The 14,227-nt window shown below is 59.7% G+C and carries 15 protein-coding genes and 1 pseudogene; 5 read left to right on the top strand and 11 right to left on the bottom strand.

Annotated features, from left to right (window positions below; translation table 11 throughout):
- Positions 1-116: 116 nt before the first annotated feature.
- The 4 genes from AFK66_RS02435 to trmB form a co-directional block, all read right to left on the bottom strand.
- Positions 117-467 (bottom strand): hypothetical protein, encoded by a 351-nt coding sequence (locus tag AFK66_RS02435; protein WP_007778201.1) that lies wholly within the window; start codon positions 465-467, stop codon positions 117-119.
- 152 nt (positions 468-619) lie between these two features.
- Positions 620-1,336 (bottom strand): YggN family protein, encoded by a 717-nt coding sequence (locus tag AFK66_RS02430; RefSeq protein ID WP_007778204.1) that lies wholly within the window; start codon positions 1,334-1,336, stop codon positions 620-622.
- Between the two features lie 50 nt (positions 1,337-1,386).
- Positions 1,387-1,713 (bottom strand): YggL family protein, encoded by a 327-nt coding sequence (locus AFK66_RS02425; RefSeq protein WP_007778207.1) that lies wholly within the window; start codon positions 1,711-1,713, stop codon positions 1,387-1,389.
- Positions 1,713-2,432, bottom strand: coding sequence for a tRNA (guanosine(46)-N7)-methyltransferase TrmB (gene trmB / locus AFK66_RS02420; RefSeq protein ID WP_012123788.1), 720 nt, complete (start codon positions 2,430-2,432; stop codon positions 1,713-1,715). The genes AFK66_RS02425 and trmB overlap by 1 nt, the downstream gene beginning before the upstream one ends.
- A gap of 152 nt (positions 2,433-2,584) precedes the next feature.
- Between trmB and mutY the strand changes: the two genes are divergently transcribed.
- Genes mutY through mltC form a run of 3 tightly spaced genes read left to right on the top strand, consistent with a single transcriptional unit; the run spans position 2,585 to position 5,075 of the window.
- Positions 2,585-3,670 carry an A/G-specific adenine glycosylase gene (gene mutY / locus AFK66_RS02415; RefSeq protein ID WP_007778213.1) on the top strand — a complete coding sequence of 362 codons (1,086 nt, stop codon included), beginning with the start codon at positions 2,585-2,587 and terminating at the stop codon, positions 3,668-3,670.
- Positions 3,671-3,672: 2 nt separating this feature from the next.
- Positions 3,673-3,948: an oxidative damage protection protein gene (locus tag AFK66_RS02410; protein ID WP_004388230.1), complete on the top strand. Its 276-nt coding sequence runs from the start codon at positions 3,673-3,675 to the stop codon at positions 3,946-3,948.
- Positions 3,949-3,992: 44 nt separating this feature from the next.
- Positions 3,993-5,075, top strand: a complete 1,083-nt coding sequence (gene mltC / locus AFK66_RS02405) for a membrane-bound lytic murein transglycosylase MltC (RefSeq protein ID WP_007778216.1) — start codon at positions 3,993-3,995, stop codon at positions 5,073-5,075.
- A gap of 203 nt (positions 5,076-5,278) precedes the next feature.
- On the opposite strand, the pseudogene AFK66_RS22800 reads toward mltC, so the two are convergent.
- The 7 genes and pseudogenes from AFK66_RS22800 to AFK66_RS02365 all read right to left on the bottom strand — a co-directional run bounded on the left by AFK66_RS22800 (position 5,279) and on the right by AFK66_RS02365 (position 11,410).
- Positions 5,279-6,060: pseudogene (locus tag AFK66_RS22800) on the bottom strand (triphosphoribosyl-dephospho-CoA synthase).
- Complete coding sequence (gene citX, locus AFK66_RS02390) at positions 6,038-6,577, bottom strand: citrate lyase holo-[acyl-carrier protein] synthase (RefSeq protein ID WP_023897997.1); 540 nt, start codon at positions 6,575-6,577, stop codon at positions 6,038-6,040. Before citX ends, AFK66_RS22800 begins: the two are co-directional and overlap by 23 nt.
- Before the next feature lie 3 nt (positions 6,578-6,580).
- Positions 6,581-7,798, bottom strand: coding sequence for an aldolase/citrate lyase family protein (locus AFK66_RS02385; protein ID WP_023897996.1), 1,218 nt, complete (start codon positions 7,796-7,798; stop codon positions 6,581-6,583).
- The gene (gene citD, locus AFK66_RS02380) at positions 7,795-8,088 is read right to left on the bottom strand and encodes a citrate lyase acyl carrier protein (RefSeq protein WP_038882192.1); all 294 of its coding nucleotides are present in this window, start codon (positions 8,086-8,088) and stop codon (positions 7,795-7,797) included. The genes AFK66_RS02385 and citD overlap by 4 nt, the downstream gene beginning before the upstream one ends.
- A gap of 26 nt (positions 8,089-8,114) precedes the next feature.
- On the bottom strand, positions 8,115-9,146 hold the full coding sequence (gene citC / locus AFK66_RS02375; RefSeq protein WP_023897995.1) for a [citrate (pro-3S)-lyase] ligase: 1,032 nt from the start codon (positions 9,144-9,146) through the stop codon (positions 8,115-8,117).
- A gap of 17 nt (positions 9,147-9,163) precedes the next feature.
- A complete protein-coding gene (locus AFK66_RS02370) occupies positions 9,164-10,027 on the bottom strand; it encodes a fumarylacetoacetate hydrolase family protein (protein ID WP_007778235.1) in 864 nt (287 codons plus the stop codon).
- A gap of 18 nt (positions 10,028-10,045) precedes the next feature.
- The gene (locus AFK66_RS02365; protein WP_032983368.1) at positions 10,046-11,410 is read right to left on the bottom strand and encodes a 2-hydroxycarboxylate transporter family protein; all 1,365 of its coding nucleotides are present in this window, start codon (positions 11,408-11,410) and stop codon (positions 10,046-10,048) included.
- A 336-nt stretch (positions 11,411-11,746) separates the two neighbouring features.
- Between AFK66_RS02365 and AFK66_RS02360 the strand changes: the two genes are divergently transcribed.
- Together AFK66_RS02360 and AFK66_RS02355 are read left to right on the top strand one after the other, a co-directional pair.
- A complete protein-coding gene (locus AFK66_RS02360) occupies positions 11,747-13,381 on the top strand; it encodes an ATP-binding protein (protein ID WP_007778240.1) in 1,635 nt (544 codons plus the stop codon).
- The gene (locus AFK66_RS02355; protein ID WP_007778243.1) at positions 13,371-14,069 is read left to right on the top strand and encodes a response regulator; all 699 of its coding nucleotides are present in this window, start codon (positions 13,371-13,373) and stop codon (positions 14,067-14,069) included. Before AFK66_RS02360 ends, AFK66_RS02355 begins: the two co-directional genes overlap by 11 nt.
- Positions 14,070-14,227 lie beyond the last annotated feature (158 nt).

The following is a 14,227-nucleotide window of genomic DNA, read 5'->3' as shown; positions in this document are numbered from 1 at the left end:
ACCGTGCCTCCTGGCCGTTTTCCTGCACAACCAGTACCATCAGCGGCTTACATAGCCAACATTGTTACCCTGTTTTTACAGCCTGCCTTCCATAAAAGTTTATCTGGGGAACATGTTTACAGGTCGCCCGCCCCCTCGCCCAGCCAGAAATCATCGTCAGGCAGGTCATCCGGGAGATAGATATCGTCATTGCGGTAGAGCGCGAGTTGCGCGGGGGAAAAGCGCGGGCTTACGGAAGGCAAAATATCTTCAGTCACGTGTAGCGGTGGCTCGCCGGGCAGCGGCCCTGCGGCCGGCATTTCGTCTTCACAATATTCCGGTGCGGCGTTAACACAGCGGTTCGCCGAGGCGCTAATGGGCACGCTCTCCGCCTGGTAATTTTGCACCCAGAGCACGGCCACGTTCAGCGTGATGATGGCGAGCAAAAAGAGAGAAATAAGGCTCCCTGCTGATATATCCCGTTTCATCCGCATCCTCGCGTTTGTCTGTGTGGTCACCCGTAGAGCGTAGTGCGAAAAAGTAAGACAAAGAGGAAGCGATTGTGATTCTGTGTAACGGGATGTATCAGAGGGAATTACGCGCGGCGGGAAAAGCACGGGAGCCAGCGCTCCCGTTACGATTATTTAAAGCTGCCGACCAGCGCCTGGCGCTGCTCTTCAAGCTGGATGGTGCGGGTGCAAACCTCGCGGCCGAACTGCTGAAAATCCGCTTCCTGGTTTTTCCATTCGTTCTGAATAGCCGTTTGCAGGCCGCCCAGGCTCCCCAGCACGCCTTCCAGCGGGTTGCCACCGCCTTTCAGCACCGCTTTGGCACCCATTTCGTTAATGCTGTCCTGCAGAATGCCGCCCATCGCCTGATTCACCAGCTGCTGGCCGTCGGCGCGCACCTGATCGATGGCTTTATAGTGGAACGTCAGCCCGTCGTCGCGATGCTCAATGATTCGGTTCATCTGGGTTTTCAGCTGTGCGTCGAGTTTCGTGAGACGCCCGCGCATGCTGCTGTTTTCACCCACCTCTTTGGCGATGATTTTATCCAGCGCGACGCGGCCTTTCTCCACGCGAGACAGCGCGCCCTGATCGACCCACGGCAGCGTGGCGCGCAGCGCTTTTTGGTAGTCGAGCGCCTGCTGGCGCTGGGCGGCGGAAAGCGTCATCGGCTTGCCGTTAAACTGCACCGCGCCGTCAGGGCCAATCACCAGATCGCCGTTTTCGCCCACCACCTGCACATGCTGGGGCTTGAGCACCACGTCGTCGCGCGGCGTGACGCTGCATTTGTATTCCGCCTGGGCCTGCATCGCTGTCACCAGCAACACGCCCAGCAGCGCTTTACGCATCATACTCGCTCCTGAAATGCTAACGGGCCGGCAAAACCGACCCGTTGTTTAACTTAATCCCACCAGATGTCGACCAGTTCGCTGACCTGGACATCAGACATGCCGCGCGCTTCCAGCCATTTGCGCACCACTTCGCGATCTTCATCGGTGCATTTGCCGATCTGCTGGCGGAACACCAGCCCTTCCCAGGCCTGGTTGCCGCTGCCACCAAAGGCAAGGCCGTTTGGCTCGATAGCCTCGCTGATAAGCTCGTCCACCGTGGTGTTGATCTGCTCATCCGTGGCACCCTGCGGGAAACGCCAGGTTACCGTAAAGCCCAGTTCCTGAAATTCGTCGATGTGCATCTTTTTACGCAGACGACGGCTACGGTTCTTCGCCATTATTTTACTCTCCCGAACATTAAGTCCCATACGCCGTGACCAAGACGATGGCCACGCTGTTCAAATTTGGTCACCGGGCGCGAGGCCGGGCGCGGTACATAATCCTGCGTCGGGGACAGGTTCTCATATCCTTCCACCGAAGACATTACTTCGAGCATATGTTCGGCATAAGGTTCCCAGTCGGTCGCCATATGGAAGACGCCGCCTGGCTGTAATTTGCGAAGCACCAGCTGCGCGAACGGCACCTGCACGATGCGGCGCTTGTTATGGCGCGCTTTATGCCACGGGTCCGGGAAGAAAAGCTGCACCATATGCAGCGAGCCGTCCGGGATCATTTTCTCCAGCACTTCCACCGCGTCATGACACATCACGCGCAGGTTTTCGACGCCCTCTTCATGGGCGGCGCTCAGGCACGCGCCCACGCCCGGCGAATGCACTTCAATGCCTAAAAAATTCTGCTGCGGATTGGTTTTCGCCATCTCCACCAGCGACGAGCCCATGCCGAAGCCAATTTCCAGCGTCACCGGCGCGTCGCGGCCAAACAGCGCGACGAGATCGAGCGGCTCTGCGCGATATTCAACGCCCATCACCGGCCAGTAGTGGTCCAGCGCGTGCTGCTGCCCTTTGGTCAGGCGCCCCTGGCGGCGGACGAAGCTGCGAATACGGCGCAGCGGGCGACCGTTTTCATCAAATTCCGGTGAAATGACGTCGTTATTCATGGCGATTAGTCTGTTTGAGTAGTGGTTCGGGAAACGGGCATTATCCAAAGATAGTTGCCCGATGCAAGCACAGGAAAGTTCCTGTTTACAGCCCACAGGGCCTGTGCTGGAATCACAGCCCCTGATTTCTTCAAGCCGGAAGCCACGCGTTCATGATGCAGGCACAGCAGTTCTCCCGCCAGGTGCTCGACTGGTACGACAAATATGGTCGCAAAACCCTTCCCTGGCAGCAGGAAAAAACCCCTTACAAAGTATGGCTCTCGGAAGTCATGCTGCAACAAACGCAGGTGACGACCGTAATCCCCTATTTTGAGCGGTTTATGGCGCGCTTTCCTGACGTGACGGCGCTGGCAAATGCACCGCTCGATGATGTGCTGCATCTGTGGACCGGTCTTGGCTACTACGCCCGCGCCCGCAATTTACATAAGGCGGCGCAGCAGGTGGCAACGCTGCACGGCGGAAAATTCCCCGAAACGTTCGAAGAAGTGGCCGCGCTGCCGGGCGTCGGGCGCTCCACCGCAGGCGCGGTGCTGTCGCTATCGCTTGGCAAACATTTCCCTATCCTCGACGGCAACGTGAAACGCGTGCTGGCGCGCTGTTACGCCGTCGAAGGCTGGCCGGGGAAAAAAGAAGTGGAAAACCGCCTGTGGCAGATAAGCGAGACGGTAACGCCCGCCGAGGGCGTGGCGCGCTTTAACCAGGCGATGATGGATCTCGGCGCGATGGTCTGCACCCGCTCGAAACCCAAATGCGAGATCTGCCCGCTCAATAATGGCTGCGAGGCGTTCGCCCACCAGAGCTATGCGAAATACCCCGGCAAAAAGCCCAAACAGACGCTGCCGGAGAAAACCGGCTATTTTCTGCTGCTTCAGCATGAAGGTTCGCTCTTTTTGCAGCAGCGCCCGCCGGTGGGTTTATGGGGCGGGCTGTACTGTTTCCCGCAGTTTGAGAGCGAAACGGCGCTACGCGAGTGGCTTTCGGCGCGCGGCATTAACGATGACGGCCTGACGCAGCTCACCGCCTTTCGCCACACCTTCAGCCATTTCCATCTGGATATCGTGCCGATGTGGCTTGGCGTGCAGCAGACCGCCGCCTGCATGGATGAAGCGTCGGGTCTCTGGTATAACTTAGCGCAGCCGCCAGCGGTGGGCCTCGCCGCCCCCGTAGAGCGCCTGTTACAGCAAGTGCGCGCAGAGCCGGTGGCGTCCCGCCCCGCTCGCGCCATTCATGAGGATTGACGATGAGCAGAACCATTTTTTGTACTTTTCTTCAGCGTGACGCCGAAGGCCAGGATTTCCAGCTCTATCCGGGAGAACTGGGTAAGCGTATCTATAACGAAATCTCGAAAGAAGCCTGGGCGCAGTGGCAGAAGAAGCAGACCATGCTTATCAACGAGAAAAAGCTCAACATGATGAACCCGGAGCATCGTAAGCTGCTGGAAGAGGAGATGGTGAATTTCCTGTTTGAAGGCAAAGAGGTGCACATCGAAGGCTACACGCCGCCGGAACAACAGTAAGGGCCTCTGGCCCTTTCACTTAACCCAACAGCACGCCCGGAATGATGAAAAAAATATTTGCGCTCGCTTTGATTGCGCCGTTGCTCATCTCCTGCTCCAGCAAAAAAAACGCCGAAAACGCCTATAACGAGGCCTGGATTAAGGACACCAACGGGTTTGACATTCTGATGGGCCAGTTTGCCCATAACATTGAAAACATCTGGGGATTTAACGAAGTTTTAATCGCGGGTCCGAAGGACTACGTGAAGTATACCGATCAGTACCAGACGCGCAGCCACATTAACTTTGACGACGGTACTATTACGGTTGAGACAATAGCCGGTACCGAGCCTGCGGCGCGTCTGCGCCAGGCGATTATCACCACGCTGCTTATGGGCGACGATCCGGGCTCTATCGATCTTTACTCCGACGTTAACGACATTCAGATCTCCCGCCAGCCGTTCCTTTACGGCCAGGTGGTGGACAACACCGGGCAGCCGATCCGCTGGGAAGGCCGCGCGTCGAAATTCGCCGACTACCTGCTGCAAACGCGCCTGAAAAGCCGCAGCAACGGCCTGCGGATTATCTACAGCGTGACCATTAACCTAGTGCCGAACCACCTCGACAAGCGTGCCCATAAGTACATTGGCATGGTGCGTCAGGCGTCGCGCAAATATGGCGTGGATGAATCGCTGATCCTCGCGATTATGCAGACCGAATCGTCGTTTAACCCGTATGCGGTTAGCCATGCCGACGCACTCGGGCTGATGCAGGTGGTGCAGCACAGCGCCGGTAAGGACGTTTTCCGCTCGCAGGGCAAATGGGGCACGCCGAGCCGCAGCTATCTGTTCGATCCGCAAAGCAACATTGATACCGGCACCGCGTATCTGGCGATGCTCGACAATGTCTATCTTGGCGGCATCGCCAACCCGACCTCGCGTCGTTACGCCGTGATCACCGCCTATAACGGCGGCGCGGGCAGCGTGCTGCGCGTGTTCTCGAACGATAAAGACCAGGCGGTGAATATCATCAACCAGCTGTCGCCGGATGATGTGTACGAGACGCTGACCAACCGCCACCCGTCGGCGGAATCGCGACGTTATCTTTACAAGGTCAATACCGCGCAGAAGATGTATCGCCGTAAATAAGCGTGTGGGGTGGGTGCGTAGCGCTGGTTTGGTGGGTGCGCTTCGCTTACCCAACCTACACTGGCGAGTCATCTGTTATCCGGTGGGTGCGCTGCGCTTACCCACCCTACAAATGGTTTGTGGCTAAATCGTAGGGCGGGTAAGCGTAGCGCACCCGCCATGCTCATGAAAATACCCGCCAGGCTCACCAAAAACACCCCATATCACACAGCCAGCGCCGCCAGCAGCCAGCTCACCGCCAGCAAATCCGCGCTACCGCCGGGGCTTAAATTGCGCGCAATCAGCGCCCTGTCCATCTCCCATAACGCCTCGTCGTCCCAGCCGCGCGCCAGCAGGCCACTCGCGTACCCCTGCACGTAACGCAGCCCCGCCAGCCCGCCGCGTGACGCCAGATTGGTATCCGGATTAACCGCCATCAGCCGCAGCAGCGCCTGCTGCAACCCTTTTTCGCCCTGCGCGCGCTGCCAGAACGGCAACACGTGGCGGCGCACCGTCGCAAAGCCGCTCTCCACCTCGCCGCGTGCGCCAGCTCGCGCGCTACGATGCCACGTGTCATCGCGCTCACCGCCATGCAGAGCGCGGTTGGCGTCAGCGGCTCACCCTGCGCCGCAAGCCTCCCCGCGGCGGCGCACAGCAGGCCGAGCGAAAAAATACCGCCCTTATGCGTATTCACGCCGCCGGTGGCGCTGAACATCGCCTGTTCACACGCAAGCCCGGCCGGGCGAAGCCGCCGCAGCATCTCGCTTTCGCCAAGCCCGGCGTCCTGCGCGCCCTGCTGATAAAACACCCGCAGCCACGGCGCAATTGCCCTGATGCTCGCGACAAACAGCGCGTGATCCATATCCTGGTGCGCACCGCTATTGGCACAGTCCACCAGCCCCGGCTTGGGCGTCAGGTTCAGTTCGGCGTACAGCGCCGCCACCGCGAGTGACGGCACATCGGGCTGGCGCGCAGAGCGCCGGTCAGTCGCGGGCAAACCAGTCATCGATCATCTTCTCCACGCGTCCGACCACCTCTTCCAGCGGATGACGGCGTGAACGCGCGCAGGCGTGCGCCGGTTCATCGCACAGCAGACAGCGCCGCCCCGGACGGTCGAGCGACGCGCGCCCCACCTGGCCCGCCTGCGGGCAGTGAATGTCGAAATCCCACAGCCTGCCGAGCGGGTGCGTCTGCTCAAGCGCCACGCACAGCGCTTTGATTTCGCTCGCCGGGTGCGCCACGCTCCAGAGCGCTGTCGGGCCGGTATGCGCGTGAAACACCTCGCGCGCCAGCCACGGCCAGCGGTGCTGCCACAGCAGCTGATCGCAGGCCTGCACCGCCACCGCGAACGCGTTGCGGTAACGCACGCTGTCTTTCACCGGGCCGGGCGTCACCAGCGAGAGCGAAATCACCGGCTGGCCGTAGCGGGTAAGCCACGCCTGCTGGCGGCGGGCGCGCGCCTCTTTCGCCGCCAGCAGCTCATCAAGCGTGACGCCCGGATTCACGGGTGTATCAATTTCCATACGTTACTCCTTGACCTGACGCACCACGTCGATGACGCTGCCGTCGCGATAGCGCACCACGCCGACAATGCGGTCGGTGAATTCAATCGGTTTCGGCTCGCCGGCGATCGCCACGGCGCGTTCGCACAGCGCGTGAATATCGACGACATTCAGCCCCGCCGCGATCAGCCGCTCGCGCACCTCGGGCCGCGCCGGGTTAACCGCAATGCCGTGGTCGGTAACGAGCACGTCGATGCTCTCGCCCGGCGTCAGGCGGGTGGTGACGCGTTTAACGACTGTCGGAATACGGCTGCGCAACAGCGGCGCCACCACGATGGTGAGATTCGCCGCCGCGGCCACATCGCAATGCCCGCCGGACGCGCCGCGCATCACGCCATCGGAGCCGGTTATCACGTTAACGTTAAACCCGACGTCGATTTCCAGCGCGCTCAGGATCACCACGCCGAGCCCGTTGCGCTCGCCCTCTTCGGCGGCGGCAATCACGCGGCGGGCATAATCCACTTCCTCCTGCGTCGGCGCGTAGGCGTTGTGCAGCAGGTCTATCTGGCGCGGATTAATCAGCGATTTGCCGTTAAAGCCCATCTTGCGAATCAGGTCGACCTCTTTTAAAAAGCCCGCTTCGTCGTTGACGTCAGACCACACCACGTCGAATGCGTCGATGCCGGCGGCGCGCGCCGCGTGCAGCACCGCGCAGCGGGCGTAGAAGAGTTCGGTGCCGTCGCCGCGCTCGGTCTGCATATCCATCACGTAATCGAACGCCGCGAGCGCAATGCCGATAAGCCGCGGCGAACTGCGGGCGATCGCCACGGCGTTGATAACGCCCACCGCCGATTCAATCGCCGCCATGATGCGCGTCGAGCCGGGCTCGCGGCCGCACTCGCGCTCAATGCGCGCCAGATGGCCTTCCAGCTCATCAATATCTTCCGGCGAGTCGGTTTTCGGCAGGCGGATCACGTCGACGCCTGCGCGCACCGCGGCTTCGAGATCGGGCAAGCCGAACGGCGTGCTGAGCGGGTTGATGCGCACCACGGTTTCGATATCCCGGTACATCGGGTGTTGCAGGGCGTGGAAGACCAGCAGGCGCGCGGTGTCTTTCTCGCGCAGCGCCACGGCGTCTTCGAGATCGAACATGATGGCGTCAGGCCGGTAGATAAACGCGGTGGAGAGCATGGCGGCATTCGCGCCGGGTAAAAACAGCATACTGCGGCGAAGTTTGCTCATCTGAGCGCCTCCCAGCGCAGCGGCTGCGCCTCGCAGGCGCGCAGTACGGCGCTTTGCAGCCGGGCGCGGATAACACGATCCAGCGCGCCTTTGTCCTCGATAATCACCAGCCCTTCGTACACTTCCATCGCCGCAAGCGTCTCTTTCACCACGCGGCGGATCTGGTCGCCGAACTGCTTTATCACATCGCTGTAGATTTCTATCTCCAGCTCGCCCGCCGCCGGGGCGATTTTCACCATCAGGTCGCTGGACTCGGCGGTCCCCGCCAGCGCCTCCTTGACTATCTTCATTACGGTTTGTCCTGTCAGATAAGAATTCAGGCCACTTCAGCGCGATAGCGTTGCGTGAGAAGGGCGTAAGTGCTCTCGGGCACCCGTTCGCGAATCGAAGAAAAACGCTGCGCGCGCAGCAGGCGGCGCACTTCGGACGCGGAAATCGCCTCGCCCGCGGCGTGGCTGAGACGTGGAATTTCGATAACGCTGACCGGCGGCGTGTTAAGTGGCGCGCGCTCAAGCCACGCGTGCATCGCCTGGTTGTAGGCGCGCGTCACCGGGCAGAACGGCTCGCTGCCGACAAAGCGCCGGGTTACCCCAAGCGTCGGCGCGATATAGCGGCGGAAAATCTGCAAATCCAGCCCGCTCCAGGCCTGTTCCACCAGCCCGCGCTCCTTGAGGAAATAGCCCGGAAAGGTGGCGCGCGAAATGAGATACGCCGAGCCTTCGTGCACCGTGACGTTCGGCAGATCCGCGACGCCCGCCCGCACCATTGCAAGCCGTTCGCGGTAAGGGAAAAACGACGCCTCTTCGCGCACCACAAAAAGATGCAGCCAGTCACTCGCACTCGCCGCCTGTTCGGCCAGGAATCGGTGGCCGAGCGTAAACGGATTGGCGTTCATCACCACCGCGCCGATACGCGCGCCGGGCTGTTTCAGCCTGCCAAGCTGCTGGCAGTAACGGCGGATGCCGGAGGGTGTGTTTTCAAGAAGCGCCGCGATGTCGTCGCACTGCGCGAGCGGCCAGAAGCCGCAGCGCCGAAAGCGCTCCAGGTTATACGGACGCGTGCAGAGGAACAGGTGAAAATGGCCGAGGCTCATCGCCAGGTTTTCCACCTCCACCAGCAGGCGCGCGCTGAGGTTTTCGCCCCGCCAGCGCTCATCCACCGCCACGCCTTTAATCACGTTGCCCGCAAGCCCGGCGCAGCCTGCTATCTCGCCCTGCGCGACGGCGATGACGACATGCGTGACGTCTTCATCCATGCCTAACTGATGGCTGGCGAGAAACGCCGCGACGCGGGCTTTCTCCTGCGGCTGGCGAGCAAGCGCCACGGTGATGAGTTCCAGATTGCTCATACGTCCGTCCGGTCTCTTTAGTGGGCGGGTGCCGGTTGCGCGACGGGCGCTTCGGCGATCACATTGCACAGATGGCCGATCCGCTCGATCTCCACCTCGATTTTGTCGCCCGGCTTCATAAACAGCGGAGGCGTGCGTTTTTTGCCAACGCCACCCGGCGATCCGGTGATGATCACATCGCCGGGGCTTAAGCGAGTGAAGGTGCTGATGTACTCGATAAGCTCCGCCACGCCGTGGACCATGCTGCGGGTGTTGTCGTCCTGCACCATGCGGCCATTAAGCCAGGTGCGGATGGCAAGCTGGTGCGGATCGGGGATCTCATCGGCGGTAGTCATCCACGGGCCGAACGCGCCGGTCTGCCGCCAGTTTTTGCCCGCCGTAAACCAGGTGTGTTGCCAGTCGCGCGCCGAACCGTCCATGTAGCAGCTGTAGCCCGCCACGTGCGAGAGCGCCGCCGCGCGGGTGATGTTCTCACCGCCGCGCCCGATGATCACCGCAAGCTCCCCTTCGTAATCAAACTCGCTGGAGTGGCGCGGTTTGAGCACCGGCGCGTTATGGCCGGTCTGCGAATCCGGGAAGCGGACAAACAGCGTCGGTGCCGGGTTGTGCTGGTCGAACTCTTTACGTTTCTCGGCGTAATTCATGCCCACGCAGAGGATCTTCTCCGGCTGTTCGATAACCGGCAAAAATGTCACATCGCTAATTGCGAAATCGGCGGGCGCCTGCGCATGGCTGCGCGCCTGTTCCAGCGCATCCCGCGCCAGCAGCGTTTTGAGATCCGCGTAGTGCGCCCCGAGACGGGCGCCGAGATCCACCACGCCGTTACCCGTGACAATGCCGTAACTGCGGCGGCCCTGATGGAGATAACTCGCAAGTTTCATAACAACGTATCCTGACGATTAAACAAGGAAATTGCCCAGTACCAGCAGCGCGAGCGAGACGTTAATCGCGCCGCCGATGCGGGTGGCTATCTGAGCGAAAGGCATTAAGGTCATGCGGTTGCCCGCGGTGAGGATGGCGACGTCGCCGGTGCCGCCCTGCCCGCTCTGACAGCAGGAGACGATGGCCACATCAATCGGGTGCATACCGATTTTCTTGCCGACGAAAAAGCCCGTCGCCACCAGCGCCGACACGGTGCTGACAATCACCAGCAGGTTGTTGAGCGTAAAGGCGTGCATCAGCTCTTCCCATGGGGTAATAGCCACGCCGACGGCGAAGAGGATCGGGTAGGTCACGGAAGTCTGGAAGAATTTATAAACCACCTGCGAGCCTTCCAGCAGGCGCGGAGAAACGCCGTGCACCAGCTTGATAAAGACCGCGATAAACAGCATGCCAACCGGCGCGGGCAGGCCAATCAGCTTATGGCCGAGCATGCCGAGCATATAGAGCAGCACCGCCAGCAGCGCGCCCGAGGCAATGGTGGTGACGTCAGCCTTGCCGCTGAACGCGGTAGTCAGCGTCTGGGCCTGCGGTTTGTCGCCGCGATCCGGCATCAGCTCGCCTTCGCCGGTCAGGTGCGGATAGCGTTTGCCAAGCTGGTTAAGGCAACCGGCGATAATAATCGCGGTGAGGCTGCCGAGCATCACGATAGGCAGCACGCGGCCCAGCGCCACGCCCTGATCCATATGCAGCAGCGTCGCGTAGCCGATGGAAAGCGGGATCGCCCCTTCGCCCACGCCGCCCGCCATAATAGGCAGGATCAGGAAGAAAAAGATCTGGAACGGCTCCATGCCCAGCGCGATACCGACGCCCATCCCCACCAGCATGCCGACGACTTCGCCGCACAGCATCGGGAAGAAAATACGCAGAAAGCCCTGAATGAGCGTGGTGCGGTTCATGCTCATGATGCTGCCGACGATAATGCAGCAGATGTAGAGATAGAGAATGTTGGTGGATTTATAGAATTTGGTGGTGGATTCCACGACCACATCCGGCAGCCAGCCGTAATAGACCAGCGCGGAAGGGATGAAAGTGGCGCAAATCGCCGCCGCGCCCATTTTGCCAACCACAGGCAAGCGCTTGCCGAACTCGCCGCAGGCGAAGCCGAAGAAGGCAAGCGTGGCGACCATCACCACAATGTCGCTCGGCAGTTTGCCGCCGAGGCAGTCAATCGCGATAAGCGCGCCAGAGAGCAGAAACAGCGGCAATGGAATAATCCCGATTTTCCAGGTATCCATGATATGCCACCACTTTTCTTTCAGTGATATTGGCTTCGCAGCAGACGGATTGTGGGGTACGACGTAAGAATCATCGGTTGTGCTCATTTAATTAAGCTCCGTAGTTATATTTCCTGTTAAGCGTAAAAGAGGTTACCCTTACAATTTGTGAGGAAGGCCGAATCAGCGCCGGTAATTTAATGGCACCTATGGTGTTTATGGTTTTAATTAGCGCACTGTGATCCACACGTAATTTACACGCGTGGTTTTTATGGCGTTTATTCAGCAGACGTCTTTTTCAGCCTAAAAACGTAACTCGGGTAAACAGTTACCGCCGCGCGGCTTGCCTGTGGAGGGGATCACAAGTTTCGGGCACCGTTCCGGTAAGCGCCTGAAAAAATGGTACAGTTCTCTATTGTTTGCATTCCGGCGCGCCAGTGAACGATGAAATTTTCATTTCGCATAAAGTTATTTATTCATCTCATTATATTCTTCTCCGTATTGTTTACGGCGCTCGGCGTTTATTATTACCTCGACGTCAGCCGCCAGCTTTATCAGGAGATGAGCAGCCGCGCGAGAATACAGGCGGAAGAGATTTCTCTCATTCCGTCATTACGTGAAGCCGTTACAAAACGTAATATTCCGGCGATTAATTCCTTTATGACGGGTATGGCCCGCCACAGCGACGCCAGCTTTATGGTTATTGGCGATGAGAAAGGTCTGCACCTGTTTCATTCCGTCTTTCATGACCGTATCGGCACGCCGCTTATCGGCGGCGATAATCAGGATGTGTTAGAAGGAAAAACCATTACCAGCATTCGCCGGGGCGGGCTTGGGGTGTCGCTGCGCAGCAAAGCGCCGATTTTTGACGACCAGGGTCGCGTCATCGGCATTGTCTCGGTCGGCTATCTGACCAGCTATCTCGATACCATTACGCTTGGCAAAGTGGTCAATATCCTGATTGGCGCGCTGTTGCTACTGCTGGCGCTGTTTATCTTTTCATGGTTTTTCACCCGCAGTATAAAAAAACAGATGTTTTTTCTGGAGCCGCGGGAGATCGGGCTTCTCGTGCGCCAGCAAAAGGCGCTGATGGAATCCATCTACGAAGGCGTTATCGCCATCGACGAACATTCGCGCATCGCGGTGATTAACCGCGCCGCCAAGCGGCTGCTGGGGCTGAACGTGTCGTCGCGCTCGCTGCGCGGCCAGCCGCTGGAGGCGGTGATTAACCCCGTCTCGTTTTTCTCCCCGCAGGTGATGCTGGAGAACGACACGCATGATGAGATTTGCGTATTTAACCATCTGACGGTGATCGCAAGCCGGGTGCGCATTCTGCTGGAAGGTGAGCTGCAGGGCTGGGTGGTTACCTTTCGCGATCGCAAGGATATCGACAGCCTGAGCGTGCAGCTAAGCCAGGTAAAACGCTACGCGGATAACCTGCGCATTCTGCGTCACGAGCAGTTAAACCGGATGTCGACGCTGGCCGGGCTGCTGCATCTGGGCCACTACGACCAGGCGCTGAGCTATATTCAGGCTCAGACCGAGCACACCCAGGAGCTGCTCGATTTTATCTCCCGGCGGTTTCATTCCCCCACGCTATGCGGGCTGCTTATCGGCAAATGCGCCAGAGCGCGCGAGAAAGGCGTGACGCTGACGTTCGATCCAGCCTGCGAGATGGCGCGCGCGTTCCGCGGGCTTGGCGAGCCGGAGCTGATTTCGGTTATCGGCAATCTGCTGGATAACGCCATCGAAGCCACCCAGCGCGCCGAAGGGCCGCACGATCCGGTCGAGGTGTTGATCCGCCTGAATGAGCGGGAGCTGATCATCGAAGTGGCGGATCGTGGTGTGGGGATCGCGCCCGCGCTTCGCGACAGGATCTTCGAACCGGGTTTTACCACCAAACGCCGCGGCGATCACGGTATCGACCTGCATCTTATCGCCAGCTATGTGAAGCTCGCGGGCGGCACGCTGGAAGTGTCCGCCAATACGCCGCGGGGCACGATTTTCTCAATTTTTATTCCTAACGCGCCCGACGTTCGTCCGGCCCAACCGCAGGGAGAACCTGACTATGCCACCTGAGATGACCGACGTACTGATTGTGGAAGATGAAAACCAGCTGGCGGCGCTGCACGCCGAAATGGTAAAGCAGCACTCGCATTTGCGGCTGGTGGGCATGGCGGCGACGCTCGCCGACGCCGAGCAGCAGATCCGCGAGAAGCGCCCGCATCTGGTGCTGCTGGACAATTATCTGCCGGACGGCAAAGGCATTACGCTGACGGAGAGCCTGACGCTGAAGAACAGCGCCTGTTCGGTGATTTTTATTACCGCCGCGAGCGACATGGACACCTGTAGCCAGGCGATCCGCAACGGCGCGTTCGATTATCTGCTAAAGCCGGTGTCGTGGAAGCGCCTTAGCCATTCGCTGGAGCGCTTTGTGCAGTTTCGCGAGCAGCAGCGGGTGTGGAAGATTGTGGATCAGCAGAACGTGGATTCGTTGTATCAGTTGCAGGCGCGCAGCTTCCGGCCGGATTCCGGCGCAAAGGGGATTGAGGAGAATACGCTGACGCTGGTGCAGCGGCTGTTTGTGGAGAGCCGCGAGCAGATTTTTTCGGTCGATGACGTGGTGAGCGCGACGGGGTTGAGCAAAACCACCACGCGGCGGTATCTGGAGCATTGTGTTGAGAGCGGATTTCTGACGGTAGAGATGCTATACGGCAAGATTGGCCACCCGCGGCGGTTGTACCGCCGGGCGAATGAAAGTGCATGATTTTTTGGTTTTGATAGTGGGGTGGTTTTATGGCGGGTGCGCGTTGCTTACCCGCCCTACACGATAAAAATGATGGCATTCTCGTAGGGTGGGTAAGCGAAGCGCACCCACCATTCACGCCCCGCCATCACCAACGACACATAAGGCGCTGAAATTAT

It is taken from the genome of Cronobacter malonaticus LMG 23826 (assembly GCF_001277215.2).
In the GTDB taxonomy this organism is placed as follows: domain Bacteria; phylum Pseudomonadota; class Gammaproteobacteria; order Enterobacterales; family Enterobacteriaceae; genus Cronobacter; species Cronobacter malonaticus.
The sequence above is the reverse complement of the archived record's forward strand: the minus strand, read 5'-3'. Positions and strand labels throughout refer to the sequence as shown.

Excerpts from the sequence above, each read along its gene's own strand:
- citC (WP_023897995.1), bottom strand. The coding sequence starts at position 9,146 with ATGAGCAATCTGGAACTCATCACCGTGGCGCTTGCTCGCCAGCCGCAG.
- AFK66_RS02370 (WP_007778235.1), bottom strand. The coding sequence starts at position 10,027 with ATGAAACTTGCGAGTTATCTCCATCAGGGCCGCCGCAGTTACGGCATT.
- AFK66_RS02430 (WP_007778204.1), bottom strand. The coding sequence starts at position 1,336 with ATGATGCGTAAAGCGCTGCTGGGCGTGTTGCTGGTGACAGCGATGCAG.
- AFK66_RS02435 (WP_007778201.1), bottom strand. The coding sequence starts at position 467 with ATGAAACGGGATATATCAGCAGGGAGCCTTATTTCTCTCTTTTTGCTC.
- mutY (WP_007778213.1), top strand. The coding sequence starts at position 2,585 with ATGATGCAGGCACAGCAGTTCTCCCGCCAGGTGCTCGACTGGTACGAC.
- AFK66_RS02425 (WP_007778207.1), bottom strand. The coding sequence starts at position 1,713 with ATGGCGAAGAACCGTAGCCGTCGTCTGCGTAAAAAGATGCACATCGAC.
- AFK66_RS02385 (WP_023897996.1), bottom strand. The coding sequence starts at position 7,798 with ATGAGCAAACTTCGCCGCAGTATGCTGTTTTTACCCGGCGCGAATGCC.
- mltC (WP_007778216.1), top strand. The coding sequence starts at position 3,993 with ATGAAAAAAATATTTGCGCTCGCTTTGATTGCGCCGTTGCTCATCTCC.
- citD (WP_038882192.1), bottom strand. The coding sequence starts at position 8,088 with ATGAAGATAGTCAAGGAGGCGCTGGCGGGGACCGCCGAGTCCAGCGAC.
- AFK66_RS02360 (WP_007778240.1), top strand. The coding sequence starts at position 11,747 with ATGAAATTTTCATTTCGCATAAAGTTATTTATTCATCTCATTATATTC.
- citX (WP_023897997.1), bottom strand. The coding sequence starts at position 6,577 with ATGGAAATTGATACACCCGTGAATCCGGGCGTCACGCTTGATGAGCTG.
- trmB (WP_012123788.1), bottom strand. The coding sequence starts at position 2,432 with ATGAATAACGACGTCATTTCACCGGAATTTGATGAAAACGGTCGCCCG.
- AFK66_RS02355 (WP_007778243.1), top strand. The coding sequence starts at position 13,371 with ATGCCACCTGAGATGACCGACGTACTGATTGTGGAAGATGAAAACCAG.
- AFK66_RS02410 (WP_004388230.1), top strand. The coding sequence starts at position 3,673 with ATGAGCAGAACCATTTTTTGTACTTTTCTTCAGCGTGACGCCGAAGGC.
- AFK66_RS02365 (WP_032983368.1), bottom strand. The coding sequence starts at position 11,410 with ATGAGCACAACCGATGATTCTTACGTCGTACCCCACAATCCGTCTGCT.